The sequence below is a fragment of the Longispora fulva genome, assembly GCF_015751905.1.
Lineage (GTDB): Bacteria > Actinomycetota > Actinomycetes > Mycobacteriales > Micromonosporaceae > Longispora > Longispora fulva.
Genome location: NZ_JADOUF010000001.1, coordinates 214,813 through 231,726, shown reverse-complemented (window position 1 = coordinate 231,726; position 16,914 = coordinate 214,813). Strand labels below are relative to the sequence as shown.

5 protein-coding genes are annotated in these 16,914 nt (G+C 69.6%); 1 reads left to right on the top strand and 4 read right to left on the bottom strand.

The window, feature by feature from the left end:
- Positions 1-4 precede the first annotated feature (4 nt).
- The 4 genes from IW245_RS01030 to IW245_RS01015 all read right to left on the bottom strand — a co-directional run bounded on the left by IW245_RS01030 (position 5) and on the right by IW245_RS01015 (position 14,244).
- On the bottom strand, positions 5-2,647 hold the full coding sequence (locus tag IW245_RS01030; protein WP_197001309.1) for an amino acid adenylation domain-containing protein: 2,643 nt from the start codon (positions 2,645-2,647) through the stop codon (positions 5-7).
- A 6-nt stretch (positions 2,648-2,653) separates the two neighbouring features.
- Complete coding sequence (locus IW245_RS01025; RefSeq protein WP_231398610.1) at positions 2,654-3,526, bottom strand: class I SAM-dependent methyltransferase; 873 nt, start codon at positions 3,524-3,526, stop codon at positions 2,654-2,656.
- A gap of 1,707 nt (positions 3,527-5,233) precedes the next feature.
- Complete coding sequence (locus IW245_RS01020) at positions 5,234-7,588, bottom strand: ATP-binding protein (protein ID WP_197001307.1); 2,355 nt, start codon at positions 7,586-7,588, stop codon at positions 5,234-5,236.
- 197 nt (positions 7,589-7,785) lie between these two features.
- Positions 7,786-14,244 (bottom strand): RHS repeat-associated core domain-containing protein, encoded by a 6,459-nt coding sequence (locus IW245_RS01015; protein WP_197001306.1) that lies wholly within the window; start codon positions 14,242-14,244, stop codon positions 7,786-7,788.
- A gap of 1,472 nt (positions 14,245-15,716) precedes the next feature.
- Between IW245_RS01015 and IW245_RS01010 the strand changes: the two genes are divergently transcribed.
- A complete protein-coding gene (locus IW245_RS01010) occupies positions 15,717-16,583 on the top strand; it encodes a phosphotransferase family protein (protein WP_197001305.1) in 867 nt (288 codons plus the stop codon).
- Positions 16,584-16,914: the final 331 nt, after the last annotated feature.

Here is a 16,914-nt window from a genome sequence, read left to right as displayed (position 1 = left end):
CCCGCTAGCCGGTAACTGGACGCACTGTGGCGACGAGCCAGTCGGCGAAGGTCGGTGCCCTCAGACAGCTGTTCGGCTGGACATCCAGGCCCAACGTCGCACGCATCCGGGCACTGATCCGTAGCGCGACGAGGGAGTGCCCACCCAGACCGACGAAGCTGTCGTCGTCCAGGACCGCGTCGACGCCGAGGGCGGAGCGCCAGATCTCCCGCAACGCGGCGTCGCGGCCACCGTCCGGTTCCGTCTCCGCACCCGTCTGCGGACCAGGGTCCGGCGGCGCGGGAAGGTCGACCCGGGACACCTTGCCGTTGGGCAGGCGGGGCAGGTCCTCGACGAAGACGATCCGACCGGGCCGCATGGCCGAGTGCAGGCCGGCGGTGAAGTCGTGGACCATCCGTGCCGTCAGCATTTCGGATGGTGCCGGAAGCATCGTTCCTGGGACCGGTGGGCTCTGGTCGGAGTCACGGGTCGCGTACAGGTAGCTGACATCGGCGTCCTCTCCCACGCTCCAGTCCCCGATCTCGCGTACCCGGAAGCCGGCGTCCTCCAGGATCCGGCGAATCTCCGGGCCGACGACGCTGCTGCGCTCCATCTCCAGACACACCTGACCGACCCTGGACCAGTGCTCTGGCCGCAGGCCACGAAGGACGCTCAATTCGGCACCCTCGGTGTTGATCTTCAACAGGTCGACACGGGTCAGGTGGAACTGCTCGAACAGGTTCGACAGGTCGGTGGTCGGCACCACATGGGTCTGGGAGCCCAGCCGGCGTTCGGCGTCGCGGAGCAGCGACGACCTCTCGTCCTCGGTCACCTCGGCTCCACCGGCAACCACGGTGTGCCGATAGTGAGACTGGACGAGCTCGGCTGCCGCCTCCCCGCGCCCGGAGCCCAGACCAGACAGATAGGTCAGCTCTGGGAACGACGTGAGTTCCGCCGTACCGATGTGGTCGGTGATCGCCACCGGGACGACCTCGGCGTCGATCCCGTGAGCCTCGAGATTTGTCCGCAGGTACGCGAGGGCGTCCGGGTTGGGCTCGACTGCGACCAGCCGCACGTCGGCGGCCTGGTGGTGGGCCCAGAGGGAGAACAGTCCGATGTTCGCCCCGACGTCGACCACGACAGCACCGTCTCCCAGGCGGACACCGAACCGCGAGTACTCGTCGTGTTCGAAGATCTGCCGGTAGAGGAACAGCGCCTCGTCCGGCGACGGAGCCGCGACTGCCATCCCGTTGGGCAACCGCGTCCGTCGCAGCCCGTTCACGATCGGCGAGTGCCGGCGCTTCGCGGCGACGTACGCCACGAGTCGGACGCCGTCGGTCTCGTCGGTGACGGCGACGACTGCGGCGTCCCTGACCATGGGGTGCTGACGGAGGACGGCGCCGACCTCCTCCGGCTCGACCCGGACGCCGCGTACCTTCACCTGATCGTCGACCCGGCCCCGGAACTCGAGGTATCCCGCCGGATCCAGGCGGACGAGGTCACCCGTCCGGTACAGCCTGCCGCCGCCGACCGCGAACGTGTCGGGAACGAACCGTTCCCGGGTCTGCGCCTCGTCGTCGAGGTAGCCCTGTCCGACGGCGACGCCCCCCAGCCACAACTCGCCGACGGCTCCGGCCTCGACCGGCACCATGTCCCCGTCCAGCACGTGGCAGCTCACACCCGTGATCGGCTCGCCGATCGGGGCGATGTCGCCGTCGAAGGGCTCCGAGCAGTCCCAGAACGTCACGCTGACCGAGGTCTCCGTGGGCCCGTACTGGTTGAAGAGGTCACACGACAGCAGGCTGCGGAACCTTCGCACCATCGCCATGTCCAGCGCCTCGCCACCGCAGAACACGCGGCGCAGGTCCGTGCAGTACTCCAGTTCGGCCTCGTCCACCATGTACCGGAGCATCGTGGGCACGAAGTGGGCGGTCGTGACGGCCGCGTCCTGGATCAGTCGCACGAGACCGAAGCTGTCGAACTGCAGCCCGGGCGGAGCGATGACCAGCGTTCCCCCGGCGATCAGCGGCGAGAAGATTTCGTGGATCGACGCGTCGAACGCGATGGACGCCTTGTGCAACACGCGGTCGGTCGCGTCGAAGCCGTACCGCTCGTGGCCCCAGGCCAGGCGGTTCCGCAGTCCGGCGTGGTGCAGCCGCACTCCCTTCGGGCGTCCGGTCGATCCGGAGGTGAACAGGATCAGCGCCGGATGTTCTCCGTCCACGCTGCCGCGCCACTCCTCCGACACCGGTGCCGGTACCCACTCGACGCCCACCTCGCGGACGGCACCCACGTCGAGCCAGTCGGCTGACTGGGAGTCGGCGGGAACCGGGGGTCCGTCCTCCGCGTACAGCACGACGCGCGGTTTGACCGCGTCCAGGACCTGTCGAACCCGGTTCTCCGGAAACTCGGAGTCGACCGGCACCCCGACCGCTCCGATGGACAGGGTGGCCAGGAGCGCGGTCACATAGTCGGCCGAGCGGGCGAAGTACAGACCGACGGGGTCGGCGGGCTCCACGCCCGCCCGCCGGAGGAGCACCGCCGTGTCGGCGACGCGTCGCCACAGGTCACGGTAGCTCAGCTCGCCGTCCGCGCTGACGATCGCCGGCTCGTCGGCCGCCGGGCCGTCGGGCCGGTGCAGGAGGTCGGTCAACGATTGTGTCGCCATGGCGGATCAGCCCGCCTTCCGCGCGACGGCCACGACCGCCACCCGCGGCACCTCGGCCATGAACTGACCTCGGGAGGGGTAGACGACAGGCGCCGGCGGGATGTCCAGCCCCCGGGCCGACCCGGACAGGAACGCCGTGTGGTCGAAGTGTTCCTCCAACAGCCGCCACGTGGCGTCGAGACCGCCCTGCGCTTCGAGGTGCGCACGGATCCCGTACATGCTCCCCACGTAGTCGCACATTCCCTGGCGGGCGTCATCCGGCGTGGCGGCCCGGACGATGAGCGGGTCGTACATGTCCAGGACGCGTGCCGGCGTCCCGATGCCGTCGAAGATCTCGGTCAGCGATTCCCGCGAGAAGTGCGTGTAGTCGTGTCCCGCGGCGGAGTTCTCGTGAACGACCCGGTTGAAGAACTGGGCCATGGGGCTAGTCTCCTCGAAGTCGTGGAGCACGACCCTGCCTCCCGGCTTGACGACCCGGACGGCTTCTGCCGCCGCGTCCTGCCGCAGGTGCGGCGCGATGTGGTGCGTGCCGTAGGCGAGCAGCACGCCGTCCACGGCGTGGTCGCGCAGAAACAGGAAGTCCGCCGCCTGACGTACTGCGGGCAGTCCGTGGGCCAGCGCCCGCTCGACCATCTCCCCGGAGATGTCCCCGGTCACGATCGTCGTCTTCGACAACGGGTTCCCCGAGGGGCTGCCCACCGCACGGGCCAGGGTGCCGTCCCCACCGAGGACGTCGAGCAGGGTCACCCCGTCGGGCGAGTCCTTCGGCACGGCCCAGTCGAGCAGCTGTTGGATCCCGACGAGCCGGACGGACGCGTCCTTCTGTGCCTGTCGGTAGGAGTCACCACGACCGGTCTCGTCCGAATCGAACTCGGTCATCGTTCCTGCGAGGACGCGCAGAGCGTCGGCCGCTCCGACGCGGCCGAAATCCAGTTCCGCCTGGAGCCACGGGTACATCGTGGCCACATCACGGAGGTACTCGGCCAGGGTCGTCGCGGGAAGGTAGGAACGTCCCGCCTCCAACGTCGCAACCGGCGTGGGGTTTCTTTCCTGCCGCATTTTCGCCGTACCCACCTTTCGACACGTGCGCATGCCCGGGCGCCGAAGGGTGCACGGGATGGCGGATGAAGGTTGGCGCGTGTCATGGACCTCCGCCCACGGCACGCACGGGACAACTCACGTTCCAGTCGATCGACAGGCACTGGAGACGTACGGGTACGTCGCCGGGAAGGCGACGTCGTGTCTACCGAGGAATCAGAGAGACGGTCGGGTCACAGCCCGGGACCGCAAGAGGGTCAGGCCAGCTCCTGAATAGAGCACGGCGCGCCCGTACACAGTTTTGCTCCACACAAACCCCCGCAGGTTGTAGAGATCCACTTTCGGCAGCCCCGGCGACGACGTGTCAGCAGACTTCGCGTCGGCCGGTGTGGCCGGCGCTCCACCCGGGGTGCGCTACGTCAACCGACCGTAGGCCAACCCGGGAGGACCCACAAGATTGGTGACACCCCGTAGGCGGAGAGGTCATCACCTTCCGTGTCACTGGAAGCGCTGGGCGTGAAAGTAGGCCACCTTTCCGGGGCACCCGGTGCAGCAAATTCGACACTATTTGTCGTACTAAGGAACGCAATTACTGAAAAATATCCTAATGCAACCAGAATCTTTCGACCCCAGTTCACTTTTCGCCACCCCGTTCACTGTGACTCATGACACGCAGACAGAAGGGGCTATCCACTACACATCTATACGGACAGTAATTTCAGACACCGACGGTCGGTGGCGGATCGTGGCCGCGCGCCCACGCGTACCCGTCGAGGTCTGGTTGTGGGCTCTTGAGGGTCGCGGATCCCGGTGATGATCCGGGCGCTCCAGCCTCATGAGGACCGGCTGAGTCCCAACGCTCCCCCGCGGTCGAGCCCCCACAGCGGATGGCGACGTACCCCCGACAGGATTCGAACCTGCGACCTTCCGGTTCTCCGGGGGTGGGACCAATGGTCTTACCGTGGTGTTGATCTTGTTTTTATGATCTTCCGCAGCAGTTCTCCGGGGGTGTCGCTCTGTGGGCTGTCGTTCCTTGACGGCTGGTGAGCAGACACCCCCCGCATCCTTGCGAGGCTGATCAGCACTTCGGCGTTGCCTTCGTCTCCGGCTCGTCGGAGTCTTGGAGAGGTTGTGCAGAGCGCGGGCGCGGCTGAGGTCCGCGACGGTGCTCGAGACCCGCTCGGCCCTTTGATGGTTTCTGGTCTCTTCGAGTGTCTGGCCGAGCCAGCTGGCCACGGCTGTGTCAGCGGCTCCTGCAGCGGTGCTCCAGAGCCGATCCGGGCCAGCAAGCCCGCCCTCACAGTCAGCTGAAGGCCCTTGGCCCGCGCACGGTCCGCCAACTGCCGCACGAGCTGAGCGTCGACAGCATCGATCGCCAGGTCCGAGCCCGGCTCCTTGGGCTTCGCCATTGTCACATCAGACGTCAGGTGCTACTCCCGTTTCTGGAGATCCACCCATATTCCAACGGGCCCGCCGCCGGTCGCCTCTCGCGCTGTGCTGCCGGCGGGGACGCGGCGGGGATGCCTTACTCGGTGGCCGGTGTGCTGTCTAACGCGTGCCGAGTTGCGGGATACTGCGGATATCGGGGGTCAGGTTCGCGAGGTGCTGGCGGAGTTCGTCGGCGCGGGGGTCGGCAATGTCGTCGAGGATCGCGAGAGCCTGGTGCCAGTGGTCTCGACCTTCGGAGGTCTGGCCATTGGCGCAGTGGGTGTCGCCGAGGTTGAGGTGGTCGTTGGCTTCCAGGTTGCGGGCTCCGACTTCGCGGTGGATGGCGATGGCCTCAAGGTAGATCGTTCGGGCGGCGGGGTAGTCGCCCTGGTGGAAGCGGCATTGGCCGAGGTTGCTGAGGGTAGAGCCGTAAAGACGGCGTTCGCCAGCCTGCTGGTAGAGGTTGAGTGCGGTTTGGAAGCTGTCGGCGGCTTCGTCGATGCGGCCCCGCATGGCATAGACGAGGCCGATGTTGTTGTGGGTGGTGGCTTCGGTGACGAGATCGCCGATCTGGCTGGCGAGTGTGGCGGCCGCGCCCAGGGTTGCGACGGCGTCCTCGTGGTGTCCGATCGTGAGCTGCACGCCGCCGAGATTGGCCAGCGCTGCTGCCTCGCAGCGTCGGTCGCCGCTGGTCCGGGAGATGTCCGCAGCACGGCGTAGGTGGTCGACAGACTCCTGGTAGCGGAGTTGAGCGAGGAGAGCCATCCCTAGTCCGTTGCGGGTGCGGCCTTGACCGGTCAGGTCACCTGCCTGTTCGGCCGCGTCGAGGCCGATCAGGCAGGTGTGGCTCCAGTCGGACAGCAGGCTGCGGAGCTGAAAGTAGGGCGTCAGGGATACCGGCAGCATCCAGGCGTTCGTGAAGTGTCCGTCGGCGTGGGCCTGGTCGATGGCGGCGAGGAGGTTGGGCCGTTCGTCGTCTAGCCAGGCCAGCGCCAGGGGCCGGTCGGTGAAGGGGATCGGGGCATGCCCGGGGACGGAATCGGGTAGGTCGACGTGCAGCGGCCGGGGGGTGATCCGCGCGAGAGCGTCGGCAACGCACAACAGATACCAGGTGGTGAGGCGTGCCGTCGCGGCTGACCGGTCGTCGTCATCGTGCGCACGGGCCTGCTCGGCGGCGTAGGCGCGAACCAGGTCGTGGAAGGAGTAGCGGCCTTCCACCTCGTCGAGGAGGTAGACGCGGGTCAGTTCCCACAGCAATTCGGTGGTCTGTGGCACCGTCCGGTCGATCAGGGCGGCGGCGGCCCGGACATCGAGGTCCGGGCCCAGCCACAGCCCCAACAGCCGGAACGCCCGCGCCGCCTCTGCCGGCAGCCGGCGGTAGCCGATGGCCAGCGACGCGCGCACCGCCCGGTCCTCGACGGTCAACTCGTCGAGGCGGTTGTCCAGTGTGGCCAGCCGGTCGGCAAGAGTGCGCATCGTCCAGCCCGGCTCGGCGATCAGGCGGCCGGCTGCGAGCCGGATGGCCAGCGGGAGCCCGGCGCAGCACCTCAACACCTCAACCGTCGCGGCCGGATCCTCGGCCACGGCGCCCCGACCGAGAATCCGGCCCAGCAGGTCGGCGGCCTCGGCCTCACCGAACACGTCCAGGTCGACGCGGTGTACCCCGTCCAGGCCCGCCAGCCGGTTGCGGCTGGTGATGACGACGGCACTGGATCCGGTACCCGGCAGCAGGGGCCGGACCTGTGCCGCGTCCAACACGTCATCCAGCACGATCAGCATCCGCCGGCCGGCCAGCAGACTGCGGTAGAGCGCTCCCCGCTCGTCGGACTCTGCCGGGATCGCCGTCGCCTCGACACCCATACCGCGCAGGAACCGGGCCAGCACCTCATCTGCCGGCAACGGCGATCGGCTGCCGGCCCGCAGGTTCACATACAACTGACCGTCGGGGTAGCGGGCGAGCAGCTGGTGTCCGACATGGACCGCGAGGCTGGTCTTGCCGATCCCGCCCGGGCCACCCACGGCGGTGAGCACCACGGTGTCCCCGGCGGTCAACAGCTCGCCGAGCCGGGCTGCTGGCCTGGTCCGACCGGTGAAATCGGCCAGATCGGGTGGCAACTGGGCCGGGGTTGGATCAGCCTGCCGCACGACGGGTTCCGATGTCGCGGCCACTCCGCCGTGCACCGACACCGCGGCGACACGCCACCGCGCGACGGATTCGTCCTGGAGGCCCAGGGCCCGCACGATGGCTGTCACCAGATCCAGGTCCAGCCGCTGCCTGCGCGGGTTGAACACATCCGCGACCGTCGACTGAGCCACCACCCGCGCCGGAGCCTGCCGACTCAGCTGCTTGGCCAGCGTCCGATAGGACGGTTGACCAGCCCAGACCCGAAGCTGGCGTAACAAGCCGATAAACGTGGCCACGTCGGTGGCTTGGCTGGGGTCGGGCATACCGTCGTCATGGTCAGTCATGCCCATCGCCCCCGTCGCCCAATTATCCGGACGAGTGTACGACGCGCCTGAGTGCTCTCGGCCCCGTGGGTCCAGGCAACACTTGGCAGGTCCGGGCGCCGCTCCCGCGCGGAGCGCGACCGTGGCCGACGCCGCTGTGAGTACATCAGCGACGTCGGCCACGTGATCAGGGCGTGCGTTCGGCGATCACCACCGCATCAAGGTCATCCCTTGTTGTACGGGGTCCGGCCACCTCCCCAGCGTCCGCCGAAGCCAGACCGCATCCAGCCGTATGCGGCCTTTCCGGCGTCCGATTTGGCCACCGACGCGTGGGGGACGCCCGCGGCCTGGTTTTGGAAGTAACCCTGGAGGAAGTGGTTGATGATGTCGCACCACGGGCACCGACCGTCGAGGTCGACGTTGTTGACGGGGTCTTGTCCACCGTACTCGTAGGCGTTGGCGCTGCCACCGGGAATCGGGTCGATCTGCAGGAATCGTCCGAGAGCGGGCGCGTACACCCGCACGCCCATCAGGATCTGCCCGCCGAGGGTGGTGGTCTGCCGCTGCTCGCCGCCGAGCCACCCGTACTGTCCCGGGTTTCCGGACTCCACCGCACCGAACTCGGTGTAGGTCATGGTGGCGGTGGGGCCGGGATCGGTCCCGTTCGTGTTCGCGGCCGCCATCACGTCGCCGTGCAGGTTGACCAGTTGGAGCGTGGTCACGCCCGCATTGACCTGGGCGCTGAGCAGGTCGTTGATTCCGGACACGTTCCGGGTCGAGTGCCCGGCACTGTCACCGGTCCAGGACGGCTTGTCGCAGGCGCAACCGTAGTGGTTGGTGGTGGTCACGCCGGTGGCACTGTCGGTGGAGGTTCGGACCCGGTCGGCTGCCGGGTCCAGGGTCCAGGTGACCGTGCGGCCGTTCTGGGCCTGGCCGGCAGCCAGGTCGTTGGCGTAGTAGGTGGAGGTCAGGTTCTGGCCACCGGCGTCCGCGGCCACCGTGGTCGTGATCCGGCCGAAGGCGTCGTAGCCGTAGCCGGAATCGGTGAGGCGGTCGGCGGAGTCGTAGCTCCGGGTGCGGTTGGCCGTCGCGGTGGCGGTCTGGCAGCCACCGTTGGTCGCGGCCGCCCAGGTGGTCTCACCGGTGCGGTTGGAGTTGGCGTCGTAACCGTAGCCCCGGGTGGTGCAGTTTCCGGCGGCCGTGTCGGCGACCTGGGTGAGGCGGCTGGCCGCGTCGTAGGTGTAGATCTGGCTGGCGTTCAGCCCCGCGTGGGATGCCAGATCGCCGTGGCCGTTGGGGACCATGCTGTCGCCGATCGGGCCCGACCAGGCGGCGCTCGCGTAGCTCAACCCAGTAGCGGTGCCGGCGGGGTTGAAGCTCCGGGTGGCCGTGATCCCGCCGGGGTACTGCTCGGTGGTGAGTTCCTTGTCGGCGTCATAGGTGCCGGTGAACGTGCCGGCCTGGGAGTCGGTCAGCCCGGTCAGCAGGCCCCGGCGCTCATTGCCTCCGTTGTACGTGTGGGTCCGGGTGCCCAGGCCGTCGTTGGTGGTGGCGATCCGGTTGGCGAGATCGTAGGTGGTCGTGGTGCTCGTGCCGTCGGCGTCGGAGTACGTGGACACCCGGCCGAACTCGTCATAGCCCGACTTCAGGTCGGCGGTCACCGCGTTGCTGCCGTCGACTGTTTCCGTGTCGGTCAGCAGGCCGGTCGCCACGGAGTACACGGAAACGGTGTCCTGGATGGGAGTGCCCGAGCCGGTCCCGGCGGCGACGACCGAGGTCCGGACGAGCCGCCCGGCGGAGTCGTAGCTCGACGTGCTGGTCCGGGTGTTGCCGCCGCCGAAGTCCTCGATCACGGTGACGGGTTGCAGGTCGATGTTGTAGGTGTGGCTGGTCACCGGAAGGTTCGGCAGCCCGGCGGTTCCGGGCTGGGCAACCGGGGTGGTCTTGCACACCAGGTCGGCCCAGTTGGGTTGGTTGCCGCAGGACGCGTCCTGCGGGTTGCTGCCGGCGGTGTAGTGGATGGTCCTGGTCGTTCCGGCCCCGCCGCCGCTGGCGTTGGCGGGCATCCGGGATTCCACCGCGAGCGGCTCGCCCTTGTAGAGCGACGGGTCGCTGTTGTACACCGTCGTCCTGGTGATCACCAGCCCGGACGGGTCGATGACCGTCTGCAGCGGACTGTGCAGGGTCCAGCCGGTGTTGTCCGACCCGATGCCGTAGACCTTCCTGGTGGTGCGGGCATCGATGTCGGTGCCAGGGATCGCCGAACCGAGGCTGGCAGTCTCCGTGTCGGTCGTGACCAGGCGGTACGGTCCGCCCGTCGACGGTGCGCCCTCGTCGTAGATCGAGTGCCTGTGCGTCCGGACCTGCTGGGGCTGGGCGTACCCGGTGACCGCCGCGGCGTGCAGCGGGCCGTAGCTGTCCAGCAGTTCCATGCCGTCGGCGGAGTAGATGTTCTCCGTGTCGAGCTGCTGGGCGATCGCCGCCGTGTTGGCTCCGGCGCGGAACGTGACCGCCGAGGCCATCCAGGACTTGGTGGCCGTACCCGAGGCGTTGTAGGCCCCGGTGGCCGTCACCGTCCGGTAGGCGGTCGCGAGCTGGTCGGAGGAGACGAACACGGTCGGCAGTGCGATGAACCCGCTTCCCCAGGTCGCGTTGCTGCCGCCCTGGATGCCGGCCGCGGCGAACACGAGCTCGTTCGGCGCGGTCGTCGTGGGCGTGTTCCCCGAATTGAAGTTCGTGCCTGCCGCGCCGGTGGCCGCCGACTTCTGGTCAACGCCGTTGACCCCGGACAGCTCGTCCACGGCCAGGTGGTGCTCCCCGGTGGAGGGGAACGTGACGGTCAGTGTGTCGGACGTGGTCAGCGTGTGTACGCCGAACGCGGCCAGCACGAGGGTGCGGTCCTTGGCCGACCCGTCGTTGGTGTCGGTGACCACGGTGAAGGTGTCGCCCTGGCTGTCGGTGACGGCGACGTTGCCGGCGACGGTGTTGTTGGCGGTGTTGGTGAGCATCAGCGACACGACCAGCGCGTCGCCCGCGGTCACCGGTGCCGTGACCGGTACCGTCAGCGAGGTCAGGGTGCTGGTCCCGGTGTGGCTGGCGACCCGTGCGACGTAGGCCGGGTTCGCCGGAGTGGTGGTGCCGCCGAGAGCGGTCTCCCGGTTGGCCGCCGACAGTTCCCGGATCACGTTGCCGGTGGTGTCGTGCTCGGTGGTGGTGACGTGCCAGCCGTTGCCGTATCCGGCGGTGTTGACCGCGCGGCCGTTGGCGTCGTAGTAGGTGATGTCCGCCCAGGTCCAGTCGATGGTCTGGCCGGGCTGGTGGTCGGCGGGGAACACGGCGACGGCGGACGTCGGGGTGTCGGTCTGGCCCCAGGCCGCGGTGGTGGCCGGGTCCATGTCGATCGGTCCACCCGCGGCCTTCGTCAGCGGTACCCGGTAGACCACGGTCTGCACGGCGGCCGTGTTGTCACTGTGCGTGCGGGTGACCTTGAGCAGCTTGCCGTAGTCGAGCGAGCCGGGGGTGTTGTCGTAGGTGAAGGTGAACGGCTTGAGGTTGCCGGTCGCCGGGTCCTGCGCCGGGCTCACCGAGGCGAGCCGGCCGTTGCTGTCGTAGGTGTACTGGTTCTTCAGCGCCGGACTGATCCGGGGATCCCACTCCGCGACAAGTCGCCCGCTCGAGTCATAGGTGTACCGGGCGACCGGGATCTGCTGGAACCCGGCGGTATTTTCCACCGCCACGAAGTCCACTTCGGAGATGTTGCCGGTGGTCGGGTCGTACTGGAAGGTCAGGCCGCGGCAGCCCGCCGACCAGGTCGAGGACGCGACCGGGTAGGCGCAGGCCGCCGTGGTGGCCGTGTCGTCGGCGACGACCGGGTCCGGGGCGGTGATGAGCGCCAGCTTGCCGCCGGAGTACGTGTAGCCGGTCGAGCGGCCCGTGCCGGGCTGGGTGACCAGCGACGGGACGAACCGGGTCGGCTTCGCGGAGTCCGGCGCGGTGAACCGCACCTGGGTGGTGGTCGAGTCGACGAGCAGGAAGCCGGACGAGGACTTCGTCAGTACCAGGCCGGTCGTCGCCGCCGCGCCCTGCGGCAGGTAGCCGGTCACGCCGTTGCTGGTCGTGCCCTGGTTGAAGGTCCGGGTCGAGCCGTCCGCGCCGGTGAGCAGCGCGTAGCTGCCGTTGTCGACCAGCGCCGACCAGGCGGCCGAGGTGCCGAGCACCGGCAGGGACGAGGTCCAGCCGGGGCCGAACATGGACGGGACGGCCGGAGCCAAGGAGTTGAAGGTCCGGGCCACGCCCAGGCCCGAGCGGTAGGACGCGACCGACACGTCCGAGGCGCTCAGTGCCGCGTTGCCCGACTGCAGCCCCACGGAGACCGGTCCGACCTGCGCGGAGGCGAAGTCCGAGCCGATCGCGTTGCGTTGCAGGACCGTCGTCACCGGCGGGCTCGTGACCGACCCGCCGGAGGTGGTGAACACCGCCTGGATCTGCACCGGACCGTCACCGGCCAGGGAGCGCGCGGCGTTCCACACCAGCGTCGGCGAGGTGACCCCGCCCGCGGTCGCGGTCGTGGCCACCGGCCAGGTGATGGCCGGCGTGACATCGGCGACCGGGACGTCGGTGAACGCGCCGGTCGTGCCGATCCGGTACTGGAACCGGACCGCGCTCGCCCCCGTTGGCGCCGTCGCCCGCAGGTTCACCGTCGCCGACGTGGTCGACTGGTCGGCAGGCTCGTTCACTCCGGCGGAACCGACCCCGAAGGTGTAGGAGGTCGCACCCGACCGGTTCCCGGCGGAGTTCTGCGCCTGCACGTACAGCGTGTGCAGGCCCGGGCCCGGGTTGACTGTCGCCGTGCTGGCGGCCGTGTAGGTCGCCGGCGGGTTCTGGTCCAGCCCCCACAGGTAGCCGGTGACGTCGGTGGACACGTCAGAGAAGGAGCAGCCCGTGCCGCCGGCGATCACCGCGGTCCAGGCGTTCGCCGGGTAGCCGGCGCACGCCACGGTCGGGGCCGCTGCGATCGTCGCGTTGACGGTCACCGCCTGCCACGCCGACCACGGTCCGCTGTCGGTGCCGTCGCTGGCCTGCACCCGCCACGTGTAGGGGCCGTTGCCCAGCCCGGACGGGGTCCACGAGGCCGTGCCGCCCGAGGCGACCCCACCGACCGTGCCGGTGGCCACGATCGTCGAGGCGACCTGCACCTGGTATGTGAAGGACAGGTTGCCCCCGTCGGCGTCGGTGGCGGTCGCGCTCAGGACCGGCGTCGGCGTGTTCGTGTACAGCGTGCCGGCGGTCATCACCGACGGCGTGACCGACAGCGCCGACGGGACGCTCGGGTAGGAGTTGTACGTCACCGACAGCGACGGGTTGTTGTCGAACCACTTCCACTGGGTGGGGTCCGTCTCACTCGGCGCGCGCAGCGCCAGAGTGCCCACGGCCGCGTTGGCGGTGGCCCAGCCCTGCACCGCCGAGGTGACGTTCCAGGCGACGTTCGCGGCCGGGCAGCTGGCGTTGTAGCCGTGCGCCACGGTCTGCGTGCCGAGCTTCGTGCCGAGCGCGGGCTGGTTGGCCCAGGTCGACGACGAGGTGAACGAGCCGGCGTCCCACAGCTCAACCGGGGTGGCGGTACACGTCCAGGAGTGGGTCTCGTTCGTGTTCAGCGTCGCCGACTGGACGTGCTTGCCGGCCAGGGAGGACGGGTCGAACGCGAAGAAGGACCGGAACGCGTGGGTACCGTCGTCAGGCGTGCCGGCGCGGGCCGTGTTGTCGCTGTCGTAGTAGGTGCGGTCGGGCTCCGACGCCGACGCCAGCAGCCAGTGGGTCCGACCCAGTGAGGTGGCCGGGTCGATCGTGACCGGGTAGTCGGCCGTGGCCAGGAACGCGGCGTCGGCCGTGTAGGTGAGGTCGAGCGCGCCCTCGCGGGAGGTCGCCGACAGCCGCACCGGTCCCTGGTGGGCGGGCAGGCCCGTCTTCTGGTCCTTCCGCGCGTCCCACATGGTCGCTGGCGGCATCGAACCGACGATCCTGCCCGCGGCGTTCGTGAAGTCCAGGCCGCCGTCAGCGCGGGCCGCGGCGGTCAGGCCCTTGCTCCGCATCGGCAGCGTGAAGGACACGCTCTGGCCCGGTGCGTGCGACAGGACGAGGAACTGCTCGAAACCGGTCCGGGTGGCCTGGACCAACAGGTCGACGCCGGGCAGGACCGAGGCGTAGGTCGCGGTGTCGCCCGACAGGGTCGGCTTGGGCAGCCGGCCCCGCCAGGCCAGGGTCACAGCGTCGCCTCCCGAGCCGACGGTGATCAGGTCCTGGGGTGCGTCGGCCGCGACGCCGGCGGCGGCGGCCGGGCTGCCGGCCGACAGGCGAACTCCGGCGGGCTGCGCCTTCGGCACGATGGAGCCGTCCGGCGCCTGGATCAGGGTCGTGTCGACCGGAGCCCAGCCCGAGCCCTTACGCGCCCAGACCGGCTGGACATGCTGCTCGAGGGAGAACGATCCGTTCGGGTTCGCAAACGTCTGCGAGGTCTCCGTCCGGCTGTCGAGCACCTCCACCCGCTTGCCCTGCTTTCGGGCAGCCATCGACGCGGACACAGCGTCCGCGCGCTCTACGACCAACGCGACCGGCTTGGGCTTCGCGGCCGCTGCTGGCGAGGGCGGCACGACGGTGAGCAGGGTCGCGGAGAGAACCAGAGCCATCGCTCCCGCCAACCCCGCAGGGCCGGCATGGGGAAGTCTTCGCGTTCCCATGGGCAGGGTCACAGTTCGCCTCCAGGCAAGTTGTCTCGTCGGCGAGCGTCCGGGGCATGCGACGGTGCGCACCGCGGTCGATCGCCTGGCCAGGCGACACGGCCAAGTCCCCTCGCCGCACGCTTGCCGCAATGGTTGGGGGCCGCTGACCTGCCCGGCAAGAATCCCGGGCGTTCCCGGGCGTTCCCGGATGGTTCCTTCGGCCTCCTTCCAGCAGTTCCAATGAACGCTCGGAGAGGAGACCCGCCATGCCCGTGTCATGGATCTGGAGGACTTCGTCGTGCGGGGCCTCGCAGACCGACACCAACCCGGCGGACAACACCACGACGACCGGCCAGGTGCTCAACACCGTGAAGGCCAGCTCCGAGGACTGGGCTGACTCCCTGCTAGCCAGCCTGGTTCAGGTGTGGAAGTCTGAGCCTTCAAGGAGGGGAGTATTCCCCCGCGACGGCCTCGTCATCACGGCTCCCCCCGGGGAGCCCGGGACCGTCGGTCACCGGATGTGGTGGCGGAAGAGACCTCCGGTATTGACGCATGTCTACCGGAGGGTCGCATGGGCCTGCTCGCTCAATCCGCTGTGGTCATCAGCGCGCTGTGCACGGCGATCGTCGCCGCATCTCGGCTGGTGGCACTTCTCATCGTGCTGCGCGGTACCCGACCACAGCAGCGAGCGCACCTGGTGCTCGCCGTGGCCGAACTGTTCCGTGTCACCCCACTGGGCCGCCTGCGGCGAGCCGACCCGCCACCGGATGGCGGGGCACCGCGACCGCCCAGGCCCGGGGGTCCTCGGTCACCCAGCGGAGGCCGCAGCGGTGCCCGTTGACGGCGCGGAACCGAACAGCGACGCGGCACGCCCGCGATGAACAGGCCGCTGTCGGCAACCAGACGACACGGAGCCGGCCGCACCACGACCAGTCCGTACCAGTGGGCTATCGAAGTGACAGCCCACGCAGGGTGCGGTCAGTCCCGTTGGTTCTGTCGTCGTCACGGGCCCGGGCCAGCCGCCATGCTTGTGGTACGGCTCGCGGTGGCCTGGCAGAGGGTGGTTCGCGTACGACGTCCGCTCATGCCGAGGTCAGTGCACGGGTCTGTCACGTCGGCGGTGTTTCGAGGGCCTGCTCGGCGAGGGCGTTGACCTTCCATTGCTGGAGCGCGCTGACTTCTGCGGGCGCGAGTCCAGCGATGTCGCAGTCCCCCGCCTCGAGGCGGCCAGGTCGTCGACCATCTGCTCGTCGGTGCGCTGCGCGGGAGCCGGCTTGGATAAGGACTCACGCGCCTCAGCGACCCGGAGCGCCAGCGTCCCGTTCCGCGCGGCGATGATGAAAACCCCCCGCCGTCCACGTTCCGGAGCTTGATGTGGATCCCCGTGCGCCGAATGTCACCGCACTGCCGAAGGCGAGCGGCCCGGCTACCATCACCCCATGATCAACACCGAGCCGTCCGCGACCGCCCTGGCCTGGGTCGCCGCCGCCAGCGGCGCCGCCGAGGCGCACGTCGTGCGCCGGCTCGCCGGGGGCACGCACGCCGCGACCCATCTGGTGGCGACCATCGCGCCCGCCCGGGAACTGGTGCTGCGCCGCTACCCGGCCGGCGACCCCGCCCCCGCCCGCGAGGCCCTGGCGCTCGCGGCGCTCGACGGCCTCGGCGGCTGGGCCCCGGAACTGGTCGCCGCCGACCCGGACGGCGCCCGCTGCGGTGAGCCCGCCTCCCTGCTCACCCGGCTGCCCGGCCACGCGGACATCAACCCACAGTCCCCCGAACGGGCGGCGCGCCAGCTCGGCCACGCGCTGGCCCGGATCCACACCACCCCCCTGACCGCCCTCGGCGGCCTCCGGGACGGCATGACAGCCGGCAGCTCGGCACCGACCGGCCCGGCCGCACCGGCGCTGGCCGAGCTCCGCCCGACCCTCGCCGCCCAGCCGCGGGTGCTGACCCATTTCGACTACTGGTCTGGCAACGTGCTGTGGGAGAGCGACCAGCTCACCGGGGTGGTGGACTGGTCCGGGGCGGCGCTGGCACCCCGGGGCTTCGACGTGAGCTGGTGCCGGCTGGACCTGGTCCTGCTGCACGGACCGGACGCGGCCCGGGCGTTCCTGGACGCCTACCAGGAGACAGCCGAGCCGGTGCCCGCGATGGCCGCATGGGACCTGTTCGCACTCGGCAACTCCCACACCGCAGTGGAAGGCTGGCTGCCCAACTACCACGACCTCGGCCGCGCCGACATGACGTCCGCCGACCTGCGCGCCCGACACACCGCATGGCTCGACGACCGACTACGGTCCGGCTGAAGGCGCCCCACCTGTATCTACCGTCGCCACGGAGGGACAACGAGTCAATCGGTGCGGGCGGCGCGATCCGGGCCATACGACCTGATCTACGATTCGGGCTGCTTCCACCACCTGCCACCGCACCGTCGCGTCACTCTACCGGCACGGCGGGCTGCAGGGCGGCGTCGCGTACACCCCGGAGGCACTGCGCTGGATCTTCGCCGACATGGCCGAGGTCGAGCTGCGCCGCATGCGCGACGAGCCCGCCGACTCACCCCGATTCGGCGAGCAGTTCCTGTGGACCGCCCTGTTCCGCCACGACGGCTGACCCCAAACGGCCGGCGGCTCGCCG

Coding starts and splice junctions, on each gene's coding strand:
- IW245_RS01030 (WP_197001309.1), bottom strand. CDS start 2,647: ATGGCGACACAATCGTTGACCGACCTCCTGCACCGGCCCGACGGCCCG.
- IW245_RS01025 (WP_231398610.1), bottom strand. CDS start 3,526: ATGACCGAGTTCGATTCGGACGAGACCGGTCGTGGTGACTCCTACCGA.
- IW245_RS01020 (WP_197001307.1), bottom strand. CDS start 7,588: ATGGGCATGACTGACCATGACGACGGTATGCCCGACCCCAGCCAAGCC.
- IW245_RS01015 (WP_197001306.1), bottom strand. CDS start 14,244: ATGGCTCTGGTTCTCTCCGCGACCCTGCTCACCGTCGTGCCGCCCTCG.
- IW245_RS01010 (WP_197001305.1), top strand. CDS start 15,717: ATGATCAACACCGAGCCGTCCGCGACCGCCCTGGCCTGGGTCGCCGCC.